Origin of the sequence: Streptococcus sp. A22 (assembly GCF_043674215.1) — a bacterium.
Taxonomy (GTDB): Bacteria; Bacillota; Bacilli; order Lactobacillales; family Streptococcaceae; genus Streptococcus; species Streptococcus suis_V.
Genome location: NZ_JBIMJQ010000007.1, coordinates 63,239 through 89,953, shown reverse-complemented (window position 1 = coordinate 89,953; position 26,715 = coordinate 63,239). Strand labels below are relative to the sequence as shown.

The following is a 26,715-nucleotide window of genomic DNA, read 5'->3' as shown; positions in this document are numbered from 1 at the left end:
AATGTGATGAAAGGGCTTTACTTTTTAGTAGTAAATAATATATAATAACACCAAGAAAACGTTTGCATATTTTGGCTAGAAAATAAGAGAGGAGATATATGACGACGTTGGCAGATGTGGCGAAAAGGGCCAATGTTTCAAAGATGACAGTTTCCAGGGTTCTGAATCATCCAGAACTCGTTACGGAAGAGTTAAAACAGATGGTCTTGTTAGCAATGAAAGAGTTAGATTATCAACCGAATGTTGTGGCAAAAGCCCTTGCACAACAACGAACTCTGACAGTCCAGGTCATTATCTTAGAGGAAATGGAGACTGTCGAGCCTTATTATGCTGAGTTGATAGCAGGAATTTCACTCGGACTGAGCGAAAAAAACTATACAATGCAAATTGTGACGGATCGGAATCAAGTGACAGAACAATGTGACGGCTACATTGTCACGGGCGCGCGTATAGAAGATTATGGCTGGTTGCGGAGTTTGTTGAAACCCGTAGTCTTATTTGGCGAAAATATGGTGGGACTTCCGTTTGTAGATACACACAATAAGGAAGCAACCTACCAAGCAAGTCGTTTTGCCTTTGAGAAAAGCTATGAACAGGTCGTATTTGTTGGGATAGATTTGCCAGATGCCTTTGCACAATCTAGGGAAGCTGGGTATGTAGAGGCAATGGAGGAATTGGGACATCCCCCTAAAATTTATCGTCTAGAAAACAGGTCTAGGGTATCAGAAGACTTTGTAAGACAATTGGACTTGTTATCACCCAATACTTGCTTTATATGTGCTTCTGATCGCATAGCGCTTGGTATTGAGCGGGGGTTATTGTTTTCATCAAAGAGAGTCCCAGAAGATTATGGGATTATTGGATTTGATGGAATCTTTATTGACCGCGTTTCTCGTCCTCAATTAACCACTATGCGGCAACCGTTCCGAAAAATGGGGAGAATTACTGTTAAGCAGTTAATGACTCTGGTGGAGGGCTGTGAATTAAAGGAACAAAAGCGATTTTGCCAAGCTAGCTTGGTAGTGAGAGAAAGTACTAGAGCATAAAATGAATGATGCTACATAACTAATAGAGGGGTTGTTAAATCCAGTGTTGATGGGTACGATGACTGGGTAAATAAAGAGTACAATCCCTTTTTTGATTAAGAAAGCTGTTACCGATAACAATTAAGAAAACGTTTGCAAAAGAAAATATTTTTTATATACTATTATCATATTATACATACCAAAGGAGTACGGCATGAATAGAAAACGTTTGCGTTTAGTAAAAAAATCACCAATGTTTGAAAAAAAAGTTATTTTCGGAATTCGTAAGTTTACGATAGGAGTTGCGTCCGTCGGTATAGCGACAGCCTTTTTAATGTCTGGACCTGGTCAAACAGTTCATGCTGAGGAAGTGGCTACTCCTGTGGAAGCTATTATAACCGATGTTTCTGAGCAGCCTGTCGAAACAGTTGAGCCAGCCCCAGTTGCAGAGACTACGCCTACAGCCTTGGATACAGCACCAAGTTCAGAAGAAACGGTGACTGAGTCTACATCAAATTCAACTGGAGTATCAGAAACAGTTGAGACTCCAGCAGTAACGGAGGTTGTTGAAACAGTAGATAATGCATCAGCAGAACCGCTGGCAACTACTGAAACAGCTGTGGCAGAAAGAGCTGCAGCAGAAACAGCTACATTATCCACCCCGGCAGAAGCACCAATTGAAGAAGGCAGTATTCGTCTGCACTTTGAAAATGTAGATGAAACAGCGCCAGAAAATCAAGGACTGTGGACTTGGGGAGGAGTGGCAGAGCCGTCCGATGGGAATCAATGGCCAACGGATACAGCGAATTTTTCAAGCAGTCAGGTAGATGACTACGGCCATTATGTTGATATTAAAAAATCTGAGACACCAGGCACAATCGGTTATTTGGTCCTTAAAGATGGGGAAAAAATAACAGAATCGGACCAAAAAGTGGAGCTTCTTGTTCCGGAACAAAATGAGGCTTGGATTGCTAGCGATTATACTGTTTCTAGCTATGAGCCACTCAAGGATGACAATGTTCTCCGTATCAACTACACCCGTGAAGACAATAATTATGAAGGTTGGGGCGTTTGGACTTGGGGCGATACGACTGAAGCGAGTGATGGCTGGCCAACGGGCGCCCTTGACTTTAAACTTGGCAAATACGGTGCCTATGTTGACATTCCCCTCTCGAACGGTTTAGATTCTAAACTTGGTTTTCTGCTCATCAACCAGAATAATCCAGATCTTGCTGGCAATAAATCGATTGATTTAGCTTTTGCAGACCGCAAACGTCATAGTCAAATTTTCCTCCGGAATGGTGATGACAAAGTCTATACCAATCCATATTTTATCGAAGAGAAAGTAGAATTAGATACAAGTAAAGCTACTCCTGGTACAAAAAATGTAACCATTGAAGCAAGTATAAAAGCACCTTTCAACTACAACGAAAGTGGTCTTGTTTCTGTAGCTATAACCAATCCTGAAAGTGCTGAGATTGTCAAAATGGAAGTCGATACAAGTGCCATCGGTGGAGGCCTTGTGCCAATCTCTACTGAGCTCAATCGTGTGACCATTAAAGCGACGTCTAGCACAGCGCCAGGTACATATAGTCTTCCTGTAAAGGTCTATGACAAGGACAACGGTTACTACGAAACCAGCCTAGATGTGACCATTACAGAGCGTATCAAGGCAGATGGTGAAAAAGACTGGGACGAGCAAGTTATCTACTTTATGATGACAGACCGTTTCTACAATGGGGACACCAGCAATGACAAGCTAGTTGAAGGAACAGCCTCCAACCCACGCGGTCTTTACCAGGGCGGTGACTTCAAAGGAGTGACAGCCAAGCTGGACTATCTGAAAGAACTGGGTGTGGACTCTATCTGGTTGACTCCGATTGTGGAAAATATTCCACAGAATGTTGGTAGCGCAACAGATGGAGAGTACTATGCTTACCATGGTTATTGGGCATCCAATTTTGAGAAACTTAATCCGCATTTGGGAAGTTTAGCCGACTTCCACGAATTGATTGATGCCGCGGCAGAAAAAGGAATAAACATTGTTGTCGATGTGGTGCTTAACCATGCTGGCTATGGTACAGAAGAAACCTTTGCAGGTATGGTACGGACTAAGGAAGAAGACAAGCAGGGAGATGACCAATTAGGCTCATTATCTGGATTACCAGACTTCAAGACAGAAGAAGCAGTTGTTCGCAATCAGTTGGTTGCTTGGCAGGCATCTTGGTTGGAACGCTCAACAACTGCCAAGGGCAACTCTATCTATGCTTTCCGTGTCGATACAGTCAAACACGTTGATGATACCACATGGCAACATTTCAAAAATGAATTGGTGGATAGAGATCCTGACTTCCACTTGATTGGGGAAACTTGGGGAGCGAATTATAAGGATACCAAGGGTGACTTGGGAGTCGGTACTATGGACAGCTTGTTGGACTTTGGCTTTAAGGATATTGCCAAATATCTGGTCAATGGTCAACTAAAAGCAGCTGGACAAGAGCTGGAAGAACGTAGCAAGGTTCTGACTAGTGCAGCTTCTCTGGGTCAATTCTTGGGCAGTCACGACGAAGATGGTTTCCTCTACAGTCTCAGTGGCGCAGAAAAAGAAGGCAATCTGGATAAACTGAAATTGGCTGCTAGTCTCTTGATTACTGCTAAAGGTCAGCCTGTCATCTACTACGGTGAAGAATTAGGCCAATCTGGGCAAAACAACTGGCCAGTTTATGATAACCGGTACGATTTCGATTGGAGTAAGGTAGAAACAAGTGACATAGAGGACCATTACCAAAAATTGTTGGCTTTCCGTAATGCCAATTCAACACTACTCTCACGTGGTGATACAAGCACACTTGCTGGAAATGATAGCCAAGGTTGGCTTATCAGCAAACGCGGTTACCAAGATCAAGTAGCCTATCTTGTCTTCTCAACCAATACCGAGAACAAGGAAATGGCGCTTGAAGTATCTGGTAAAGATGTGGTTGTCACAGATGCCTACACAGGAAAATCTTACCAAGCTATCGAGAAAGATGGTAAATGGGTTGTTCAAGTCGAACTGCCAACAATCGGTCAAGGTGGCACCATGCTCCTTCAGACAGAAGCAGGTGACATCGTCAATGCAAGTGTGCAAGGAGCAACTGAAGAACCAATTGAAGCAGGTTACTTCCGTGTTCACTTTAAAACTCTACCATCTGATAATGTAGCTAGCCTAGGTTTATGGACATGGGATGATGTCGAAAAACCATCGTCAGATCTTGGTGCTTGGCCAACAGGTGCAACCAATTTCAGCACGGCTAAACAGGATGACTATGGCTATTATCTGGACATCAAGATGAAAGATGAAACAGCTAGCAAAATCAGTCTTCTGATTAATAATACATCTGGGGAAAATATAACCGGCGATAAAGTTATTGAGCGAATTAGCACCAAGATGAATGAAGCTTGGTTTGATGAAAACTACCAACTCAGCCTCTATCAACCGCTTAAAGAAGGCTACATCCGTATCAATTACTTCCGTACCGATGGCAATTATGACCAAAAAGGTCTCTGGATTTGGGGTGATGTGACTGACCTTACCTTGGGTGACTGGCCAAATGGTATTGATTTTGAAAACCAAGGCAAGTATGGTGCCTATATCGATGTCAAATTGACAGATTTACCAAGTTCCATTGGCTTTTTGCTATTGGATGAAAGCAAGTCAGGAGATGATGTGAAGATTCAACAGAAAGATTATAGCTTTACAGATTTGAAAAATCAGACACAAATATTCCTCAAGGATGATGATACGACTATTTACACCAACCCTTATTTTGTCAATAATGTCCGTGTGACAGGTGTTTCTCATGTTAGTTTAACAGCTTTAGAAGCAGCCTTTACAACATTGGAAGGTGCGGATAAGGATAGCATCTTGGAGAAATTGTCTGTAACAGATAAAAATGGCCAGACAGTGACTGTGACGGATCTTGTCTTGGATGCTACAAGCAACAAGGTGCGAGTCCTCGGGGATTTCAACCAAGAAAATGCGGGCTATACCCTCAAATATGGCAATGATAGTTTCACAACAACTATGAGCTGGCAATTGAAGGATGAGCTCTATGCTTATGATGGAGAACTTGGTGCGCGTGTGCGTCAGGCTGGTAGTGTCGTTGATATGACTCTCTGGTCTCCAAGTGCAGATAGTGTGGCAGTCGTTCTTTACGATAAGGATGACCAATCTAAGGTGGTCGGTAAATTAGCCATGACCAAGGGCGATAAGGGACAATGGGACCTCGAATTAAACAGTCAATCAGGTCTTGGTATTGCTGACTATCGTGGTTACTACTACCATTATGAAATTGCTCGTGGGGATCAATCTGTTCTTGTTTTAGACCCATATGCTAAGTCTTTAGCGGAGTGGAATAGTGATTTGGCAGATACAGATCCATCTTATCGGATTGCAAAAGCTGCGATTGTGGACCCAGCAGAAGTTGGTCCAAGTGATTTGAACTATGCCACAATTCCTAACTTCAATCAGCGTGAAGATGCCATTATCTATGAAGCCCATGTTCGTGACTTCACATCAGATCCTGCTATTTCCGATGAATTGACTGCTCAGTTTGGTACCTTTGCTGCCTTTGCAGAACGTCTCAGCTACCTAAAAGAACTGGGTGTGACCCATATTCAACTGCTCCCAGTTATGAGCTACTATTTTGTCAATGAATTGAAAAATGCAGAGCGGATGAGCGAGTACGCATCAAGCAACAGTAACTACAACTGGGGCTATGATCCACAGAGCTACTTTGCCTTTACAGGTATGTATTCTACAGATCCGACAGATCCAATGAAACGCATCGAAGAGTTCAAAAACCTGGTCAATGAAATTCACAAACAAGGCATGGGTGTGATTTTGGATGTGGTGTATAATCACACTTCTAAGACCTTCTTGTTTGAAGATTTGGAGCCAAACTATTATCACTTCATGGAGGCTGATGGTACGGCTAAATCAAGCTTTGGTGGTGGTCGTCTGGGAACTACTCACTACATGAGCCGTCGTGTCTTAGTTGATTCCATCAAGTATCTTGTGGATGAGTTTAAGGTAGATGGTTTCCGCTTCGATATGATGGGTGATCATGATGCCGAAGCAATTGAGCTAGCCTTTACGGAGGCTCAAAAACTCAATCCAAATATTATTATGCTTGGTGAAGGATGGAGAACCTTTACAGGTGATGCCAATCAGCCTGTTCAGCCAGCAGACCAAGACTGGATGAGTTCAACAGATACGGTTGCAGTATTCTCAGATGACATTCGCAATACACTTAAATCTGGTTATCCAAACGAAGGTCAGCCAGCCTTTATCACAGGCGGTGCTAAGAGTGTTGAGTCTGTCTTCAATAACATCAAGGCACAACCAGGCAACTTCTTGGCAGATGATCCAGGTGATGTAATCCAATATATTGCTGCGCATGATAACTTGACCCTCTTTGATATTATCGCTCAGTCCATCAAGAAGGATCCGTCAGTTGCTGAAAACTATACTGAAATTCACCAACGTCAACGTTTGGGTAATTTGCTAGTCTTGACTGCTCAAGGGACACCGTTTATCCATTCTGGTCAGGAGTATGGACGGACCAAACAGTTCCTCCATCCTGATTACAAGGAGCCGGTTTCAGAGGACAAGCTACCAAACAAGGCGCATTTGTTGACCAATGCAGATGGAACGCCATTTGACTATCCATACTACATCCATGATTCTTATGATTCATCGGATGCGGTCAACAAGTTTGACTGGACCAAAGCGACAGATGAGGCGCTCTATCCAGAGAATACCCGTACTCAGGCCATTACAAAGGGTTTGATTGCCTTGCGCAAATCTACAGATGCCTTCCGTTTGGGAACAAAAGAAGAAGTTGAACAGAAGGTTAGCTTGATTTCAATTCCAGGTCAAAATGGCATTGCCAAAAATGATGTGGTTATTGCCTATCAAACCATTGCAAGCAATGGGGACCGCTATGCTGTCTTTGTCAATGCTGACAGTAAGGAACGTAGTTTTGTTCTTTCAGATATTTACAAAGACTTACTGCAGGGTCAAGTACTGGTTGATGGTGAACGTGCAGGTGTAGAAGCATTGTCTGATTTAGTGGGTGTTGAATTGACTGATAGCGCAGTTGTTCTTGCACCTTTGACAGCAACAGTGATTCGTTTGCCTTATATCATTACAGAAGTTCCAGATACAGCCCCTACTGCTGAAGAAAAACCAACCCTAGACTTTACTACGAAAGAACGTACTGAAGAAACAGTCCTTCCAATTGCAGAGGAAGTTCGCTATGATACAACTCTTGCAAAAGGTCAATCTTATGTGCTTCAAGAAGGTAAGGCAGGCAAGAAAGTTGTGAATTATCAAGATGTCTTGGTTGATGGTAAGGTAGTTGCTACTAATTTGTTATCTGAAACAGTAGTAGATGGTGAGGCGCGGATTGTTGTTGAGGGTAGTATGGAGGCTAAGGATGTGGTAGAAAAACCAAGTCTTTCTACTCCAACAGCTCAAGCGTCTGAACAAACCACAAGTGCATCAAACAAAGAAAGCCTACCAGCTACAGGTGACCGACAAAGTGATTTGGCACTTCTAGGCCTCGGACTTGCTGGACTTGGTTTGACAGTTGCTGCACAAGGAAGAAACAAAAAATTAGAAGAATAGTATTCTTCGGTCGTAACAATAGTTTTTACAGTTTTTGGTAAAAACTCAAAATGTAGCAAAATTATTGAGATAGACCACATTATAAAACGCATAGAATCAACGGTTCAAGTGACATACTGATTTTATGCGTTTTTTAATGAAGAATTTACTTGGATTTTAGATCTCAAAAATTGTAATTTCTTTCATACATTTATTGATTCCCCTCCTCTCAAAAAATTTCGTCATATAGAAACAAGAATATTCTGACAGACATAGAAAACGCTTTATGGTATTTTATGGTATAATGAAAACATGACTTTATAAAAGGAGAAAAACATGTCACAACTTTCAGTCAACGCGATTCGTTTCCTTGGTATTGATGCCATTGAAAAATCTAAATCAGGTCACCCAGGTATTGTCATGGGTGCAGCTCCGATGGCTTACAGCCTCTTTACAAAAGAACTCCGTGTCAATCCAGCGCAACCAAACTGGATTAACCGCGACCGTTTCATCTTATCAGCAGGACACGGTTCTATGTTGCTTTACGGCTTGCTCCACTTGTCAGGCTTTGCTGATGTGACAATGGATGAGATTAAGAACTTCCGTCAGTGGGGTTCTAAAACACCAGGGCACCCAGAATTCGGTCACACAGCAGGTGTCGATGCGACAACTGGTCCGCTTGGACAAGGTATTTCAACTGCAACAGGTTTTGCGCAGGCAGAGCGTTACTTGGCGGCTAAGTACAACCGCGACGGTTTCCCAATTTTTGACCACTATACCTATGTTATCTGTGGAGACGGCGACCTCATGGAAGGTGTTTCAGCTGAGGCAGCGTCATACGCAGGTCTTCAGAAGCTTGAAAAACTCATCGTTCTTTACGACTCAAACGATATTAACTTGGACGGTGAGACCAAGGATGCCTTTACGGAAAATGTCCGTGCTCGCTACGATGCCTACGGTTGGCATACAGACCTTGTGACCGATGGTACAGATGTGGATGCGATCTTTGCGGCCATTGAAAAAGCAAAAACAGCAGGCAAGCCATCTCTGATTGAAATCAAGACAGTGATTGGTTATGGTTCACCAAACAAGGCTGGTAGCAATGCGGCTCATGGTGCTCCACTTGGACCAGATGAAGCAGAAGCAACTCGCAAGGCCTTGGATTGGAACTATGCTCCATTTGAGATTCCAGAAGAAGTCTACGCTGACTTCAAAGAAAATGTGGCTGATCGTGGTGCAGCAGCTTACGACGCTTGGGTTAAATTGGTTGAAGACTACAAGGCTGCTTATCCAGAATTGGCAGATGAAGTGACAGCTATCTTGGAAGGCCGTGAATTGGCAGAGCTCAAGCCAGAAGACTTCCCAGTTTATGAAAATGGATTTTCACAAGCCACTCGTAACTCATCACAAGACGCTATCAACGCAGCAGCAGCTGTTTTGCCAAACTTCTTTGGTGGTTCAGCCGACTTGGCTCACTCAAACATGACCGTTATCAAGGGCGAAGGCTTGCAAGATGCTGCAAATCCGCTCAATCGCAACATCCAATTTGGTGTGCGTGAATTTGCGATGGGTACGATCTTGAACGGTATGGCAGCTCATGGTGGACTTCGTGTCTTTGGTGGTACATTCTTTGTATTCTCAGACTACGTCAAGGCGGCGGTACGCTTGTCAGCTCTGCAAGGATTGCCAGTGACCTACGTCTTTACCCACGACTCAATCGCAGTTGGTGAAGATGGACCAACCCACGAACCAATCGAGCATTTGGCTGGTCTTCGTGCAATGCCAAACCTCAACGTTTTCCGTCCAGCAGATGCGCGTGAAACACAAGCAGCTTGGTACTTGTCATTGACAAGCAAGTCTACTCCGTCTGCCCTTGTTCTCACTCGTCAAAACTTGACAGTGGAAGAAGGAACAGACTTTGATAAGGTTGCCAAAGGTGCCTATGTTGTCTACGATACAGAAGGCTTTGACACTATTTTGATTGCATCAGGTTCTGAAGTTAACTTGGCAGTCAAGGCAGCCAAGGAATTGGCGGCAGCTGGTACAAAAGTCCGTGTCGTGTCAGTACCTTCGACAGAGCTCTTCGATGCTCAAGACGCAGCTTACAAGGAAGAAATCCTTCCAAACGCTATTCGTCGTCGTTTGGCTATCGAAATGGGTGCTACTCAGGGCTGGTACAAGTATGTCGGCCTTGACGGTAAGGTGCTTGGTATCGATACGTTTGGTGCATCCGCTCCAGCTCAAACCGTTATCGACAACTACGGCTTCACCGTTGAAAACGTCGTGAAATTGGTTAATGAGTTGTAAGATAGATTAACTAGGAACAGCCCTTCGCCGAGGGGTTGTTTTGTGTTATACTATAAACAAAAGGAGCTGTTATGAAATCTTTGAAATTTGATTTTTTGGCCTTTGTCGTCGGTGGGATGTTGTTTGGGGTTGGCCTAAGTTTGCTTTGGGATGGTTTGCCTACTTGGCCTAATTTTCTAGGTGCCATCTACTTATTTTTCTGTTGGCTGGCCTTTTCGTTTATCACGGATGATTTGTATGAAAAGATACCTAAAAATGCCTTGGCAGAAAAAATCGCCTTCCCGTCTCTCTTTCTCTTTGCCCCTCTGGTATTTCTCTTAAAGATGAAAAAGTGAATCTTGTAAATATCTCGGTATGTCTGTGCGAGGTTGCCAGTTGTGCCTGTTTTGCTATTTGAATAGAAAAATACCTTACGGCATAGGTTGATACGGACCTTGGTTGCCCTATGTCCAAGCTACTCTTAGTCAGAGGTTTGCCTTTTTCTGAAAATATGACTCATTTTCTTGTTTTTTCTTTTTTTATATGATATACTTAACGAGTTAATTAAAAGGTTAAGGAAATAAAATGAATCCGATTGCGTTAGAAATTGAAAAATGTTTGCATGAGATTGTCCTGAGTTCGGAAAATCAACTGGAGATTCTAGTTGGTAATTGCCAGAGCTCGGTCAAGTTGACCAATACCCAGGAGCATATCCTCATGTTGATTGAAAAGAATGCTTATACCAATACTGAGATTGCTAAGCAGCTCAATATCAGTCAGGCTGCAGTGACCAAGGCCACCAAGTCTTTGGTTGCGCAAGGTCTCTTGGAGGCAGTGCGGGATAGTAAGGATGGCCGTGTTGTTCGCTTTAGTCTAACGGACCTGGCTCGTCCCATTGCGGCGGAGCATGCCCACCATCATGTCCACACATTAGAGGCTTACGAGGACTTGCTAAAGGGTTACACGACTGATGAGCAAGAATTGATTGGTCGATTTATGCAGGATTTAGTGGAGAAGATTAAAAAATAATGAGATACATCACAGTGGAGGATTTGTCCTTCTATTATGACAAGGAGCCGGTCCTAGAGCACATCCATTATCACTTGGATAGTGGGGAGTTTGTGACCTTGACGGGTGAAAATGGGGCTGCCAAGTCTACCTTGATCAAGGCGACCCTGGGGATTTTGAAACCAAAAATTGGTCAGGTGACTATTTCTGAAAAAAGCACCAAGGGGAAAAAGTTACGTATGGCTTATCTGCCGCAGCAGATTGCTAGCTTTAATGCTGGTTTTCCAAGTACTGTTTTAGAATTTGTTCGTTCTGGTCGATATCCAAGACAGGGGTGGTTTAGACGGTTGACGGCTCACGATGAGGAACATGTGAAGAAGAGTTTGGATTCGGTTGGTATGTGGGAGCATCGAGATAAAAAACTGGGGTCACTGAGCGGTGGACAAAAGCAACGGGCTGTCATTGCTCGGATGTTTGCATCTGATCCGGATATTTTCATCTTAGATGAGCCAACCACTGGAATGGATAGTGGGACCAAGGACGATTTTTACCGCCTTATGCACCATGCGGCCAAGAAACACGGCAAGTCAGTCCTCATGATTACCCATGATCCAGATGAGCTTAGCAAGTATGCGGACCGTAACATCCATCTGGTGCGGGACCAAGCGTCACCATGGCGTTGTTTCAACGTCCACGAACCCGACGAGGAGGTAGGCCATGTTTGATCTGTCTATTTTCCAGTATGATTTCATGCAGCGGGCTTTTTTGGCAATTATTGCCATGAGTTTGTTTTCGCCAATCCTGGGTGTTTTTCTCATTCTCAGAAGACAGAGTTTGATGTCAGATACCCTTAGTCACGTTTCCTTAGCAGGTGTGGCGTTTGGTTTGGTTTTGGGGATTTCTCCGACTGTGTCAACCTTACTTGTTGTGATTGTGGCAGCAGTCTTTCTTGAGTACTTGCGGACGATTTATAAAAACTTTATGGAAATCGGTACGGCAATCTTGATGTCTACAGGTCTGGCTATTTCTCTCATTGTCATGAATAAGTCTGGCGGTAAGTCGAGTTTGAGTTTAGATCAATATCTATTTGGATCGATTGTCACTATTAGCCAGGAACAGGTCTGGGCTTTGTTTGGCATTGCAGTTGCGGTTATCTTGTTGACCCTTCTCTTTCTGCGTCCTATGTATATCTTGACTTTTGATGAGGATACAGCTTTTGTGGACGGTTTACCAGTACGTGCCATGTCTATTGCCTTTAATGTGGTGACAGGTGTCGCCATTGCCCTGATGATTCCTGCGGCTGGTGCCCTCTTGGTATCGACCATCATGGTCTTGCCTGCAGCCATTGCGCTTCGTCTAGGGAAAAATTTCAAGTCGGTGATTGTGTTCGGGATGTTGATTGGTTTCTTTGGAATGGTCACTGGTTTGTTGACATCTTACTATGCTGAAACACCTGCAAGTGCCAGCATTACCTTGATTTTTATTAGTATTTTCTTATTGGTGAATCTAGTAGCCAAGTTTAAAAAATAGGAGGAATTATGAAAAAATTAGCTCTTTTAGGTTTGGGTTTATCGTTCTTCGCCTTGTCGGCCTGCGGCAATAGCACAGCTTCTCAGGATGATGAGTTGAATATCGTGACCACTTTTTATCCAGTATATGAGTTTACCAAGCAGGTTGTGGGTGAGGAAGGAACAGTTGACCTTTTGATTGAAGCAGGTACAGAAGTTCATGACTTTGAGCCGTCTGCTAAGGATATTGCCATTATTCAAGAAGCGGATACCTTTGTCTATGAAAATGAAAATATGGAGACTTGGGTGCCAGATGTTTTAGACAGTATTGATACTGAAGCGGTCGGTGTTATCAAGGCGACGGAGGGAATGTTGCTCTTGCCTGGTAGTGAGGAAGAAGAACATGACCACGAAGAAGGGGAAGACCACGAACACGCCTATGACCCACACGTATGGTTGTCACCAGAGCGTTCCATTACCTTGGTGGAAACCATTCGGGATGGGTTGATTGCCCAGTACCCTGATAAAAAAGCTGTTTTTGAAGAAAATGCAGCTGCTTACATTGACAAGTTAGAAGCTCTGCATTCTCAATATACAGAAACTTTGTCAGCTGCTAAGCAAAAATACTTTGTTACCCAGCACACTGCCTTTGCTTACTTGGCTTTGGATTATGGTTTGCACCAAGTGTCGATCACAGGTGTCTCTGCAGACCAAGAGCCTACGGCAACTCGCTTGGCAGAATTGGCTGAATACATCAAGACCTATGGCATCAAGTACATCTACTTTGAAGAGAATGCGTCTTCAGCAGTAGCAGAAACCTTGGCAAAAGAAACTGGCGTGGAACTGGCTGTTTTGGATACGCTTGAGAGTGTAACGACAGAAGCTATGGATAGTGGTGAGGATTATATTTCCATCATGGAAGCAAACTTAGCGGCTTTGGAAAAAACAACCAGCCAAGCTGGTGTAGAGATCTTGCCAGAAGAGGGTGCTGAGACGGCTCAGACGGTTTACAATGGCTACTTTGAAGATGCTGCTGTTAAAGATCGCACTTTGTCAGATTATGCCGGGGAGTGGCAGTCTGTTTACCCATATTTGCTCGATGGTACGCTGGACCAAGTCTGGGACTACAAGGCTAAGCTCAAAGGAGGTATGACAGCTGAAGAGTACAAGGCTTATTACGATACTGGCTACAAAACAGACGTTGATCAAATTAACATTACTGACAATACCATGGAGTTTCTAGTGGGAGACAAGTCTTACAAGTATACTTATAAGTACGTGGGTTATGAAATTTTGACTTATAAAAAAGGCAATCGTGGTGTTCGTTTCTTATTTGAAGCAACGGATCCAAATGCTGGTGATTACAAGTATGTGCAATTCAGTGACCACAATATTGCCCCTGTTAAGACAGGTCACTTCCATATCTATTTTGGTGGAGAGAGCCAAGAAAAACTATTGGAAGAATTGGAAAACTGGCCGACCTATTATCCAGTTGGTTTGACTGGTTTGGAAATCGGTCAGGAAATGCTGGCTCACTAAGAAAATAAGGCTGAACGGAATGTTCAGTCCTTTTTCTTGACATTTTCTGACTACAAGTGTAAACTAAAATTAGAAAATGATTGTTGGGAGGTGAGTTTATGGAGCAGATGATTTCTGCTGCGGAGTGGCAGGTCATGCGGGTTCTGTGGGCCCATCCTGGTGCGACTTCTCAGGAAATTATTCAGTCCTTGCAGGAAGGCTTTGACTGGCAGGCGACGACCATTAAGACACTCTTGGGGCGGCTACGGAAGAAAAACTATCTGAGAATGGCTAAGGAAACTAGCAAGTATCACTATTATCCGCTGATCAGTGAGGAAGAACATTTGCAGGCGCAGGTGGAACTCTTACTAGCTACCATCTGTTCCACAAAACAGGGGCAGTTAGTTGAAAACTTGCTAGACACAGGGACATTTTCCCAAAAAAGCCTTGAACAACTAGCTAGTAAAATAGCCCAACTACAAAAGACTGCACCTGAGCGAATCGCCTGTCAATGCTTGGCAGGTCAATGTACCTGTGGGCATCATGCTAAAGGAGTTTGAATATGAAACAAATCTTGAAATTGAAAAACTTATCTTGTCAGAACTGTGTCAAGCACGTGACCAATCACCTTTTGGATTTGGACGGAGTGGTAGAAGTGAAAATCCAGCTGGATCAGCAGTTGGCGGAAGTGGAAACTTCGGTGGCCTATGATTTGGAAGGCTACCAAGTGGCTTTGGACGATACCATCTATGAAGTGGAAGAGTTGGTGTAAAGGAAAAAGCAGCCGTCGGGCTGCTTTTTATAATGCTTTGAGAAAATGAGTCAGGTCCAGCTGCACTTGTGCAAGTGAAATTTGGTCCCAGAAGCCGTCTGATCGAAAGCGTGGAATCAGGTGGACATGGAAATGGGTTCCGGCATCAAACAAGCGGTCATTGCAAGCTAAGGTCACACCGTCAATCGCTAATTCCTGACAGAGTTTTTCAGTCAAAAAGACTTCCAAGTCCGATAATTCGTAGCGAACAGCTGGTGGGACTTGGCTGAGCGTGTCATAGTGTTCCTTGCTGATAATCAGTAGGTGCCCCGTTTGGACAGGGTCAATATCCCAGACGACCTTGAAATGCTCCGTCTGGTAGAGAATATCTATTTCTTTGAGTTGGTGGCAAAAAATGCAGGTCATGTCTTTTCTCCTAGGTTAGCAGAAAAGGAAATCACGGTGGATTTCCTTGAAAAATCTTAATAAGTCAACACAGAATATTTCTTCTTCCCGCGGCGGATAACGGTCAACTCGCCGTCAATTTTATCGCTGTCAGAAAGGCTATACTCCAAGTTCTGCACACGCTCGCCGTTGACATAAATGGCACCATTTTGCACATCCTCACGAGCTTGGCGTTTTGAATTGACAATACCAGAGGTAACTAGAAGTTCAACGATGTTAAGGTTGTCTTCAGCCTGTACAGCGTAGTTTGGAACGTTGCTGAGGCCCTGCTTGAGTTCTTTTGCGGATAGGTTTTTGATATTGCCAGCGAATAATTGTTCAGTAATGTTAAGGGCTTGGTTATAAGCCTCTTCACCGTGGACCAATGTCACGACTTCCTTAGCCAAAATCTTCTGAGCTAGGCGTTCATGACGGGCAGCGTCAAATTGTTTCTCGATTTCAGCGATCTCATCTAATGACAAGAAAGTAAAGATTTTCAAGAAACGGACAGCATCGTCGTCCATGACATTGAGCCAGAATTGGTACATTTCATACGGAGAAGTCTTGTCGGCATCCAACCAAACAGCGTTGCCTTCAGACTTGCCAAATTTCTTACCTGTTGAGTCGGTGATAAGTGGTACAGTCATAACATGACCAGACTTGTCGGCCTTGCGGCGAAGCAACTCGGTACCTGCAGTCATGTTACCCCACTGGTCAGAACCACCGATTTGTAGGGTCACATTGTGCTTGTCATTGAGCTCGTAGAAGTCATAGCCCTGCATGATTTGGTAGGCAAACTCGGTGTAGGAAATCCCTGTTTCAATCCGTTTTTTCACAGAGTCTTTGCTCATCATGTAGTTGACTGTGTAGTATTTACCAACATCACGAAGGAAGTCAATAAAGCTGATGTCTGAGAACCAGTCGTAGTTGTTGACCATTTCGGCCTTATTGTCACCATTTTCAAAATCCAAGAAGCGAGAGAGTTGACCTTGAATTTTTGTCACCCAACCGTCCACGGTGTCTTTGGTTTGCAAGCTGCGCTCCGCATCCTTGAAGGAAGGGTCGCCAATCAGACCAGTTGCACCGCCAACTAGGGCGTAAGGCTTGTGGCCTGCTAACTGCAAGCGACGGCTGGTTAAAATTGCAACCAAGTGCCCCAAGTGTAAACTATCTGCTGTTGGATCGTAGCCTGTGTAATAAGAAACCTGTCCTTCTGTTAATGCTTTTACCAAGGCTTCTTCGTCTGTCGTTTGAAAGACCAAGCCACGAGCTTTTAGTTCTTCAAAAATATTCATATGAGGCTTTCTCCTTTTAAAATTTCCCCCTATTATACCATGAAATTGTAGAAAGTGGGCAAAGTTTGGTATAATAAAAGGAATAAGGAGTTACTATGACGACGAAACATTCTAAATTCAAAACAATGATGGCTTCTTTTAGCCTGACCAATGGATTGGGCATCTTGTTAAGAAGCATCAAATTATTGGTGGATTATTTGGCGGTCATTTTCCTAGTCTTGGGCAGTCTGGGTGCTGGGGTTGGAGTTGGCTATGTCTTTAGCCTATTTGACCAAGTAGAGGCGCCTAGTAAGGAAGAGCTGCTGGCCAATATCGCCAATATCAGTAGAAATTCTCATATTGTCTTTTCGGATGGTTCTCCTGTAGCAGATATCAATTCAGACTTGTTGCGGAGCCCTATTGAAAATGCAGATATTTCTGACTATATAAAGCAGGCCGTGATTGCTACGGAGGATGTCACCTTTGAGAGCCACAATGGTGTTGTGCCTAAGGCGGTATTGCGTGCGGCTCTGGGCTCGGTTGGTTTTGGTTCTTCCAGCGGTGGTTCGACTATTACTCAGCAGTTGATTAAGCAGCAGATTGTTGGCGACGCTCCGACTTTTACACGTAAGGCCAATGAAATTATCACCGCCTTGGCTCTGGAGCGGGACATGTCCAAGGAAGATATTTTGACTACTTATCTCAATGTCTCGCCTTTTGGTCGAAATAATCAGGGCAAGAATATTGCCGGTGTAGAAGAAGCGGCGCGGGGAATTTTCGGAAAATCAACCAAGGAATTAACGGTTCCTCAGGCGGCCTTTATTGCTGGTTTGCCACAGAGTCCCATTGTCTACTCGCCCTATGCGGCAGACGGTAGTCTCAAGTCGGATGAGTATATGTCTTACGGCCTGGCTCGACACCAAGATGTACTCTATAATATGTACCGAGCAGAATTTCTGACCAAGGAAGAGTACGAGACCTATAAGGATTATGATATTCGCCAGGACTTCCTTCCTCCTAGTCCGGTAACAGAGGATACCAAGGATTTTCTATACTATGCTGTTCTGGATGAAGCCATTGACGTCATGTATGATTATCTGGTGGAGCGGGATAAGGTTTCAGATGCCAAGCTGAAAAATGATGAGACCGTTCAAGAATACAGAGAGCTTGCCGCCCAAGAAATTAGCCAAGGGGGCTATACCGTCACTTCTACGGTCAATCCTGCCATTCACAATGCCATGAATGCTGTAGCGCGTGACAATGGCTACTTGCTGGATGAAGGAAACGGAGTTGTAGAGACCGGTTCGGTCTTGCTAGATAACAAGACAGGTGCAGTGCTTGGCTTTGTTGGTGGCCGTGATTTTTCACAGAACAAGAACAATCATGCTTTCGATACTGTTCGTTCTCCCGCATCAACCATTAAGCCTATTTTGGCCTACGGTATTGCTATGGACCAGGGCCTAATCGGATCGGCTAGTATCTTCTCAGATTACCCAGCTCGTTTCTCCAGTGGCGAGCAAATCATGAACGTCAATAACCGAGGTTCAGGTATGATTGATTTGCAGACTGCTCTCAATCGCTCGGTCAATATACCTGTCTTCTGGACCTATAAGCTGCTGCAACAGTCTGGTGTGGATGTCAAGTCCTATATGGAGAAGATGGATTACCACATTCCGATGTATGACATTGAAAGTCTGCCTCTCGGAGGAGGGATTGATGTTTCTGTAGCTACCAATACCAACGCCTATCAAACCTTGGCAAACGGCGGCGTCTACAACAAGCATTATCTGGTTGAGAATATCAAGAAGGCTGATGGGACAGTTGTTTACCAGCACCAGGCGGCACCTGTTCAGGTTTACTCTAAGGCAACTTCGAGTATCATGATGAACCTGCTCAAGGGGGTTATTTCCTCTGGCTTGACCACAACCTATGCAAACCGTATCAGGGCTATCAACCCTCAAGTATTGGCCAATACAGATATAGCTGGCAAGACTGGTACGAGTAATTACGCTGGAGATGCTTGGCTCATGCTTTCGACCCCTCAGGTTACCTTGGGCTCCTGGGCAGGCTATGATGATAATACAAGTTTGGATGTTTTTGCAAGCTATAATAGCAATTCTCACTATGTTGCTTATTTGTCCAATGCCATCTATCAAGTGGCACCGGAATTATTCTCTGGACGATTTACACTGGATGATAGTGTGATTGCATCTAATGTAGTCACCTCTACTGGGCAACGGCCAGGTAGTGTGCAGGTCAATGGCCGTACGATTAACGTATCAGGTGCTACTACGACTAGTTATTGGGCCAAAAATGGGGCGCCGGTGACCAACTATCGATTTATGTTAGGTGGAACAGAGGCTGATTATCAGACAGCTTGGAATAGTTTGTTTGGCAACCAGCAGCGTAGGACGACCTCCTCAAGCAGTAACAGCAGGACAGGTTCTTCTAGTAGTTCGAGCTCAGCATCCTCAGCAAATAATAATGACGGAGATTCCGAACCAAGTTCGGAATCTGGTGAAGAAGATAATCCTTGATTTTCAAGCGGTCTTGTGTTATAATTTTATAAATAATTTGTCGTCTGTCTTGTTTGAAATCTTGTCCAAACAAGACTTGCAGCAGTTAAATCACACTTTTCAAAGGAAGATTTAGCTGCTCTTTTTGTGTCTATTTGATGGATTTTTAGGAATTGTAATGTATTCTTAAAGATTCTAAATATTCAGAAAAAGGACAAAAGCTAGCTCGCTAGGGCTGGCGATAGATAAAACTCGACCGGATAGCGAGTAGCTTGACGGTCTCGTATCTTATTACAAAGGAGAAAACTTTTGGCAGGACATGAAGTTCAGTACGGTAAGCACCGTACCCGTCGTAGTTTTTCAAGAATCAAGGAAGTTCTTGATTTACCAAATTTGATCGAAATCCAGACAGATTCTTTCAAAGATTTCTTGGATTCTGGTTTGAAGGAAGTCTTTGAAGATGTGCTTCCGGTTTCTAACTTTACAGAAACCATGGAATTGGAATTTGTTGGCTACGAATTGAAGACTCCAAAATACACTTTGGAAGAGGCACGTTCGCACGATGCCAACTATTCTGCGCCTATCTATGTGACATTCCGCTTGGTCAACAAGGAAACGGGTGAAATCAAGACCCAGGAAGTTTTCTTTGGCGAATTCCCAATCATGACTGAAATGGGTACCTTCATCATCAACGGTGCAGAGCGTATCATCGTTTCTCAGTTGGTGCGTTCACCGGGTGTTTACTTTAATGACAAAGTAGATAAGAACGGTAAAGTAGGTTATGGTTCAACGGTTATCCCTAACCGTGGAGCTTGGTTAGAATTGGAAACTGATTCTAAGGATATTGCCTATACTCGTATCGACCGTACGCGTAAGATTCCGTTCACAACGCTTGTGCGTGCTCTTGGTTTCTCAGGTGATGATGAAATCTTCGATATTTTTGGTGATAGCGAATTGGTACGCAACACTATTGAGAAAGATATTCATAAAAATCCAGCGGATTCACGTACAGATGAAGCCCTCAAGGAAATCTATGAGCGTCTTCGTCCAGGAGAACCAAAGACAGCTGAAAGCTCTCGTAGCCTTTTGACAGCTCGTTTCTTTGACCCACGTCGTTACGACCTAGCACCTGTTGGTCGTTACAAGATTAATAAAAAACTCAACCTCCGTACTCGTTTGCTCAACCAAACACTTGCTGAGCATGTGATTAACGGTGAGACAGGCGAAATCGTCTTGGAAGCTGGTACAGTCTTGAGCCGTGATGTGCTTGAAAAAGTAGAAGCTCAATTCGACGAACTCAACCTTGTTGAATACATTCCAAATGACAACGCTGTTCTTCTTGAGCCAGTTCTTTTGCAGAAATTCAAGATTGTGGCACCAAAAGATCCAGATCGTGTAGTCACTGTGATTGGTAATGCTAATCCGGCGGAAAACGTACGTACAGTAACACCTGCGGATATCTTGGCAGAGATGAGCTACTTCCTCAACTTGGCTGAAGGTCTTGGTCGTGTAGATGATATTGACCACTTGGGTAACCGTCGTATTCGTGCCGTTGGTGAATTGCTTGCCAACCAAGTACGTATCGGTTTGACGCGTATGGAACGTAACTTGCGTGAGCGTATGTCTGTTCAAGACAATGAAGTATTGACGCCACAACAAATCATCAATATCCGCCCTGTTACAGCTGCAATCAAAGAATTCTTTGGTTCATCTCAGTTGTCACAGTTCATGGACCAACACAACCCACTTTCCGAGTTGTCTCACAAACGCCGTTTGTCAGCCTTGGGACCTGGTGGTTTGACCCGTGACCGCGCTGGTTATGAGGTTCGAGATGTTCACTACACTCACTATGGCCGTATGTGTCCGATTGAAACGCCTGAGGGACCAAACATCGGTTTGATCAACAACTTGTCTTCTTATGGTCACCTCAACAAGTATGGTTTCATCCAAACACCATACCGCAAGATCGACCGTGCAACTGGTACTGTTACCAACGAAATCGTTTGGTTGACAGCAGATGAAGAAGATGCCTACATCGTAGCCCAATCAACATCACCACTTGATGAAAACAACCGTTTCGTTGATAAAATCGTTATGGGACGTCACCAAGGTAATAACCAAGAGTTCCCAGCAGATTCAGCGGACTTCATGGACGTTTCACCGAAACAGGTAGTTGCTGTTGCGACAGCATGTATTCCTTTCTTGGAAAACGATGACTCCAACCGTGCCCTCATGGGTGCCAACATGCAACGTCAGGCTGTTCCATTGATTGATCCAAAAGCACCTTACGTTGGTACTGGTATGGAGTATCAGGCTGCTCATGACTCAGGTGCGGCAGTTATTGCTCAACATGATGGTAAGGTAACTTATGCAGATGCGGACAAGGTAGAAGTACGCCGTGAAGATGGTTCCTTGGATGTTTATAGCATTCAAAAATTCCGCCGTTCAAACTCTGGTACAGCTTATAACCAACGTACCCTTGTAAAAGTAGGCGATGTCGTTGAAAAAGGCGACTTTATCGCAGATGGTCCTTCTATGGAACGTGGGGAAATGGCCCTCGGTCAAAACCCAATCGTTGCCTACATGACGTGGGAAGGTTATAACTTCGAGGATGCGGTTATCATGTCTGAGCGTCTGGTGAAAGAAGATGTCTATACATCTGTTCACTTGGAAGAATACGAATCAGAAACCCGCGATACCAAGTTAGGCCCTGAAGAAATCACACGCGAAATTCCAAACGTTGGTGAGGATGCCCTTCGTCAGTTGGATGAAATGGGTATCATACGTATCGGTGCGGAAGTTAAAGAAGGCGATATTCTTGTTGGTAAGGTCACACCTAAGGGTGAAAAAGATCTTTCTGCTGAAGAGCGCCTCTTGCATGCAATCTTCGGTGACAAGTCACGTGAAGTGCGTGACACCTCTCTTCGTGTACCTCACGGTGCCGATGGTGTCGTTCGTGATGTGAAAATCTTTACTCGTGCCAACGGTGATGAATTGCAATCAGGTGTTAACATGCTGGTTCGTGTCTACATCGCTCAAAAACGTAAGATCAAGGTCGGAGATAAGATGGCCGGTCGTCACGGTAACAAGGGTGTCGTTTCACGTATTGTACCGGTTGAAGATATGCCATATCTTCCAGATGGAACGCCAGTTGATATCATGTTGAACCCACTAGGGGTGCCATCTCGTATGAACATCGGTCAGGTTATGGAACTCCACTTGGGTATGGCGGCTCGTAACTTGGGTATCCATATTGCAACACCAGTTTTCGATGGTGCAAGTTCAGAAGATCTTTGGTCAACCGTTAAAGAAGCGGGTATGGATTCAGATGCCAAGACCATTCTTTACGATGGACGTACCGGTGAGCCATTTGATAACCGTGTGTCTGTCGGTGTCATGTACATGATCAAGCTTCACCACATGGTTGATGATAAACTTCATGCCCGCTCAGTCGGACCATACTCACTCGTTACCCAACAGCCACTCGGAGGTAAGGCCCAGTTTGGTGGTCAGCGTTTCGGTGAGATGGAGGTTTGGGCCCTTGAAGCCTACGGTGCTTCAAACGTCCTACAAGAAATCTTGACCTACAAGTCAGATGATGTGACAGGCCGTCTGAAAGCCTATGAAGCCATCACCAAAGGTAAACCAATTCCAAAACCAGGCGTTCCAGAATCATTCCGCGTTCTTGTCAAAGAATTGCAATCACTTGGTTTGGATATGCGTGTCCTTGATGAAGATGATAACGAAGTAGAATTGCGTGACCTTGATGAAGGTGAAGATGATGATATCATCCACGTAGATGATCTTGAAAAAGCACGTGCAAAAGCAGCAGCTGACGCAGCGGCAGCCTTTGCAGCAGAAGAAGCAGAAGACAAAGAATAATCAGATAGGAGACTAGGGGAGGTCCTTGCTTGATCTTGTATCAACTGGGATCGCCTAGTCTGTCTGGTGCTAGTCAGTCTAGCAACTTTGTCGGTTATTCAAGAATCCGAGGTGTGACTCATCCACCTCTCACAAGAAAAGAAAGGGATTATTAGTGGTTGACGTAAATCGATTTAAAAGTATGCAAATCACGTTAGCTTCACCACGTAAGGTTCGTTCATGGTCTTACGGTGAGGTTAAAAAACCTGAAACAATCAACTATCGTACACTAAAACCAGAACGTGATGGACTTTTTGATGAAGTGATCTTTGGTCCAACAAAAGACTGGGAGTGTTCATGTGGTAAATACAAGCGTATCCGTTATAAAGGGATCACTTGTGACCGTTGTGGTGTGGAAGTAACTCGTGCAAAAGTCCGCCGTGAGCGTATGGGCCATATTGAGTTGAAAGCTCCAATCTCACACATCTGGTATTTCAAAGGTATTCCAAGCCGTATGGGCTTGACCTTGGATATGAGCCCACGTGCGCTTGAAGAAGTTATTTACTTCGCAGCTTATGTGGTGATTGATCCGAAAGATACACCGCTTGAGCACAAGTCTATCATGACAGAGCGCGAATACCGCGAGCGTTTGCGTGAATTCGGCTATGGTTCATTCGTTGCCAAAATGGGGGCAGAAGCGATTCAAGACCTCTTGAAGCAAGTCGATCTTCCAAAAGAAATCGCAGCTTTGAAAGAAGAATTGAAAACAGCTTCTGGTCAAAAACGCATTAAAGCAGTTCGTCGCTTGGATGTATTGGATGCATTCTACAAATCTGGTAACAAGCCAGAATGGATGATTCTCAATATCCTTCCAGTTATTCCGCCAGATTTGCGTCCAATGGTTCAGTTGGATGGTGGCCGTTTTGCCGCATCTGACTTGAACGAACTCTATCGCCGTGTAATCAACCGTAACAACCGTTTGGCTCGTCTCTTGGAACTTAATGCCCCAGGGATCATCGTACAAAACGAAAAACGTATGCTCCAAGAAGCTGTGGATGCCTTGATTGATAACGGTCGCCGTGGTCGTCCAATTACAGGACCAGGTAGCCGTCCACTTAAATCACTCAGCCACATGCTTAAGGGTAAGCAAGGACGTTTCCGTCAAAACTTGCTTGGTAAGCGTGTTGACTTCTCAGGACGTTCCGTTATCGCCGTTGGTCCAACGCTTAAAATGTACCAATGTGGTGTGCCACGCGAAATGGCGATCGAGCTCTTCAAACCGTTTGTCATGCGTGAAATCGTTGCCCGTGATATTGCTGGTAACGTCAAAGCTGCGAAACGTTTGATTGAACGTGGTGATGATCGTATCTGGGATATCTTGGAAGAAGTGATCAAAGAACACCCAGTTCTTTTGAACCGCGCACCTACCCTTCACCGTTTGGGGATTCAGGCTTTTGAGCCAGTTCTGATTGACGGTAAGGCTCTTCGCTTGCACCCGCTTGTCTGTGAAGCCTACAACGCCGACTTCGACGGTGACCAGATGGCGATTCACGTTCCATTGTCAGAAGAAGCACAAGCAGAAGCACGTATCCTTATGCTTGCGGCAGAACACATCCTTAACCCTAAAGATGGTAAACCAGTTGTAACACCGTCTCAGGATATGGTCTTGGGTAACTATTACTTGACTATGGAAGATGCTGGTCGTGAAGGTGAAGGCATGGTCTTCAAGGATGCGGATGAGGCTGTTATGGCTTACCGCAATGGCTATGTTCACTTGCATACCCGTGTTGGTATTGCAACAGATAGCATTGATAAACCTTGGAAAGACAACCAAAAACACAAGGTCATGATGACAACTGTCGGAAAAATCTTGTTCAACGCGATTATGCCAGAAGGTCTTCCATACTTGCAAGAGCCAAACAACGCTAACTTGACAGAAGGAACTCCTGATAAATACTTCTTGGAACCAGGATCAGATATCAAGGCTGCTATTGCAGAATTGCCAATCAACCCACCATTCAAGAAGAAAAATCTTGGGAACATCATCGCTGAAATCTTCAAGCGTTTCCGTACAACTGAAACATCAGCCCTACTTGACCGTTTGAAAGACTTAGGTTACTATCACTCAACACTCGCTGGTTTGACAGTGGGTATTGCCGATATCCCAGTTATCGACAACAAGGCTGAAATCATTGAAGAATCTCACGAACGTGTGGAACAAATCAAGAAACAATTCCGTCGTGGTATGATCACCGAGGACGAGCGCTACACAGCTGTTACAGATGAGTGGCGTTCAGCTAAGGAAAAATTGGAAAAACGCCTAGTTGAAAAACAAGATCCGAAGAACCCAATCGTTATGATGATGGACTCTGGTGCCCGTGGTAACATTTCCAACTTCTCCCAGTTGGCCGGTATGCGTGGTCTGATGTCAGCTCCGAACGGACGTATCATGGAATTGCCAATCTTGTCTAACTTCCGTGAAGGTCTTTCGGTATTGGAAATGTTCTTCTCAACTCACGGTGCCCGTAAGGGTATGACGGATACGGCCTTGAAGACAGCCGACTCAGGTTACTTGACTCGTCGTTTGGTTGACGTTGCTCAAGACGTTATTATCCGTGAAGACGACTGTGGAACAGACCGTGGTCTTGACATTCGTTCAATCACAGATGGCAAGGAAATGATCGAGCCACTTGAAGAGCGTTTGCAAGGTCGTTACACTAAGAAAACTGTTAAACACCCTGAAACGGGTGCCGTTATCATTGGTCCAAACAAATTGATTACGGAAGATATTGCCCGTGAAATTGTCAATGCAGGCGTTGAACAAGTAACCATCCGTAGCGTATTTACATGTAACACTCGTCACGGTGTCTGCCGTCATTGTTACGGTATCAACTTGGCAACAGGTGATGCGGTTGAAGTGGGTGAAGCAGTTGGTACGATTGCAGCTCAATCTATCGGTGAGCCTGGTACACAGCTTACAATGCGTACCTTCCACACGGGTGGTGTAGCCTCAAACAGCGATATCACGCAGGGTCTTCCTCGTGTTCAAGAGATCTTTGAAGCTCGCAATCCAAAAGGGGAAGCGGTTATCACTGAGGTCAAAGGGGAAGTTATCGCTATTGAAGAAGATGCTTCTACTCGTACCAAGAAAGTCTTTGTTAAAGGTGTAACTGGTGAAGGCGAATACGTGGTACCATTTACAGCCCGTATGAAGGTTGAAGTGGGTGACCAAGTTGCGCGTGGTGCAGCCCTTACCGAAGGTTCTATCCAACCAAAACGCTTGCTCGAAGTCCGTGATGTCTTGGCGGTTGAAACTTACCTTCTTTCTGAAGTTCAAAAAGTTTACCGTAGCCAGGGTGTAGAAATCGGCGACAAGCACATCGAGGTAATGGTTCGTCAAATGCTTCGTAAAGTTCGTGTCATGGATCCAGGTGACACAGATCTTCTCATGGGTACCCTCATGGATATCACAGACTTTACAGATGCCAATGCTGACGTGGTTATTGCAGGTGGTATTCCGGCAACAGCTCGTCCAGTTCTTATGGGTATCACAAAAGCGTCCCTTGAAACCAACTCATTCTTGTCTGCCGCATCCTTCCAAGAAACAACTCGCGTTCTTACAGATGCAGCTATTCGTGGTAAACGTGACAACCTTCTCGGTCTTAAAGAGAACGTTATCATCGGTAAGATTATCCCAGCAGGTACAGGTATGGCCCGCTACCGTAATCTTGAACCACAAGCCATTAATGAAGTTGAAATCATTGAAGACACCGTTGCTGAAGAACTTGCAGCAGAAGCAGAGCTTGAAGCTGTAACTGAATAATAATCTTTAAGGGAGGACCGTTTGGTCTTCTCTTTTTGTGTAGCCTGTTCAA

The 26,715-nt window shown here is 44.4% G+C and carries 15 protein-coding genes; 13 read left to right on the top strand and 2 right to left on the bottom strand.

Going from position 1 to position 26,715, the window contains the following annotated elements:
- Nucleotides 1-98: 98 nt before the first annotated feature.
- The 10 genes from ACHBHN_RS04500 to ACHBHN_RS04455 all read left to right on the top strand — a co-directional run bounded on the left by ACHBHN_RS04500 (nucleotide 99) and on the right by ACHBHN_RS04455 (nucleotide 14,766).
- Entirely contained in the window at nucleotides 99-1,046 is a 948-nt protein-coding gene (locus tag ACHBHN_RS04500; protein ID WP_172009766.1) for a substrate-binding domain-containing protein, read from the top strand.
- A 193-nt stretch (nucleotides 1,047-1,239) separates the two neighbouring features.
- Nucleotides 1,240-7,695: a pullulanase gene (locus tag ACHBHN_RS04495; RefSeq protein ID WP_394733693.1), complete on the top strand. Its 6,456-nt coding sequence runs from the start codon at nucleotides 1,240-1,242 to the stop codon at nucleotides 7,693-7,695.
- Between the two features lie 315 nt (nucleotides 7,696-8,010).
- Entirely contained in the window at nucleotides 8,011-9,981 is a 1,971-nt protein-coding gene (gene tkt / locus ACHBHN_RS04490) for a transketolase (RefSeq protein WP_125266204.1), read from the top strand.
- A 71-nt stretch (nucleotides 9,982-10,052) separates the two neighbouring features.
- On the top strand, nucleotides 10,053-10,316 hold the full coding sequence (locus ACHBHN_RS04485; RefSeq protein ID WP_318830269.1) for a hypothetical protein: 264 nt from the start codon (nucleotides 10,053-10,055) through the stop codon (nucleotides 10,314-10,316).
- 229 nt (nucleotides 10,317-10,545) lie between these two features.
- The gene (locus ACHBHN_RS04480; RefSeq protein WP_125266202.1) at nucleotides 10,546-10,989 is read left to right on the top strand and encodes a zinc-dependent MarR family transcriptional regulator; all 444 of its coding nucleotides are present in this window, start codon (nucleotides 10,546-10,548) and stop codon (nucleotides 10,987-10,989) included.
- Nucleotides 10,989-11,693 carry an ATP-binding cassette domain-containing protein gene (locus tag ACHBHN_RS04475; protein ID WP_172009769.1) on the top strand — a complete coding sequence of 235 codons (705 nt, stop codon included), beginning with the start codon at nucleotides 10,989-10,991 and terminating at the stop codon, nucleotides 11,691-11,693. Before ACHBHN_RS04480 ends, ACHBHN_RS04475 begins: the two co-directional genes overlap by 1 nt.
- On the top strand, nucleotides 11,686-12,498 hold the full coding sequence (locus ACHBHN_RS04470; RefSeq protein WP_105161009.1) for a metal ABC transporter permease: 813 nt from the start codon (nucleotides 11,686-11,688) through the stop codon (nucleotides 12,496-12,498). The genes ACHBHN_RS04475 and ACHBHN_RS04470 overlap by 8 nt, the downstream gene beginning before the upstream one ends.
- 8 nt (nucleotides 12,499-12,506) lie before the next feature.
- Nucleotides 12,507-14,015 carry a zinc ABC transporter substrate-binding protein AdcA gene (locus tag ACHBHN_RS04465; protein ID WP_394733692.1) on the top strand — a complete coding sequence of 503 codons (1,509 nt, stop codon included), beginning with the start codon at nucleotides 12,507-12,509 and terminating at the stop codon, nucleotides 14,013-14,015.
- Nucleotides 14,016-14,113: 98 nt separating this feature from the next.
- Complete coding sequence (locus tag ACHBHN_RS04460) at nucleotides 14,114-14,554, top strand: CopY/TcrY family copper transport repressor (RefSeq protein WP_394733691.1); 441 nt, start codon at nucleotides 14,114-14,116, stop codon at nucleotides 14,552-14,554.
- 2 nt (nucleotides 14,555-14,556) lie between these two features.
- The gene (locus ACHBHN_RS04455; protein WP_394733690.1) at nucleotides 14,557-14,766 is read left to right on the top strand and encodes a heavy-metal-associated domain-containing protein; all 210 of its coding nucleotides are present in this window, start codon (nucleotides 14,557-14,559) and stop codon (nucleotides 14,764-14,766) included.
- A 27-nt stretch (nucleotides 14,767-14,793) separates the two neighbouring features.
- On the opposite strand, the gene ACHBHN_RS04450 is transcribed toward ACHBHN_RS04455, so the two are convergent.
- On the bottom strand, nucleotides 14,794-15,171 hold the full coding sequence (locus ACHBHN_RS04450) for an HIT family protein (RefSeq protein WP_394733689.1): 378 nt from the start codon (nucleotides 15,169-15,171) through the stop codon (nucleotides 14,794-14,796).
- A 56-nt stretch (nucleotides 15,172-15,227) separates the two neighbouring features.
- Nucleotides 15,228-16,484, bottom strand: a complete 1,257-nt coding sequence (gene tyrS, locus ACHBHN_RS04445) for a tyrosine--tRNA ligase (protein WP_105123024.1) — start codon at nucleotides 16,482-16,484, stop codon at nucleotides 15,228-15,230.
- A 95-nt stretch (nucleotides 16,485-16,579) separates the two neighbouring features.
- Here tyrS and pbp1b point away from each other — a divergent pair, with 95 nt between their 5' ends.
- The 3 genes from pbp1b to rpoC all read left to right on the top strand — a co-directional run bounded on the left by pbp1b (nucleotide 16,580) and on the right by rpoC (nucleotide 26,663).
- A complete protein-coding gene (pbp1b, locus tag ACHBHN_RS04440) occupies nucleotides 16,580-19,000 on the top strand; it encodes a penicillin-binding protein PBP1B (protein ID WP_394733688.1) in 2,421 nt (806 codons plus the stop codon).
- A gap of 288 nt (nucleotides 19,001-19,288) precedes the next feature.
- Complete coding sequence (gene rpoB, locus ACHBHN_RS04435; protein ID WP_394733687.1) at nucleotides 19,289-22,861, top strand: DNA-directed RNA polymerase subunit beta; 3,573 nt, start codon at nucleotides 19,289-19,291, stop codon at nucleotides 22,859-22,861.
- A gap of 154 nt (nucleotides 22,862-23,015) precedes the next feature.
- The gene (gene rpoC / locus ACHBHN_RS04430; protein ID WP_394733686.1) at nucleotides 23,016-26,663 is read left to right on the top strand and encodes a DNA-directed RNA polymerase subunit beta'; all 3,648 of its coding nucleotides are present in this window, start codon (nucleotides 23,016-23,018) and stop codon (nucleotides 26,661-26,663) included.
- The last annotated feature ends 52 nt before the right edge of the window (nucleotides 26,664-26,715 follow it).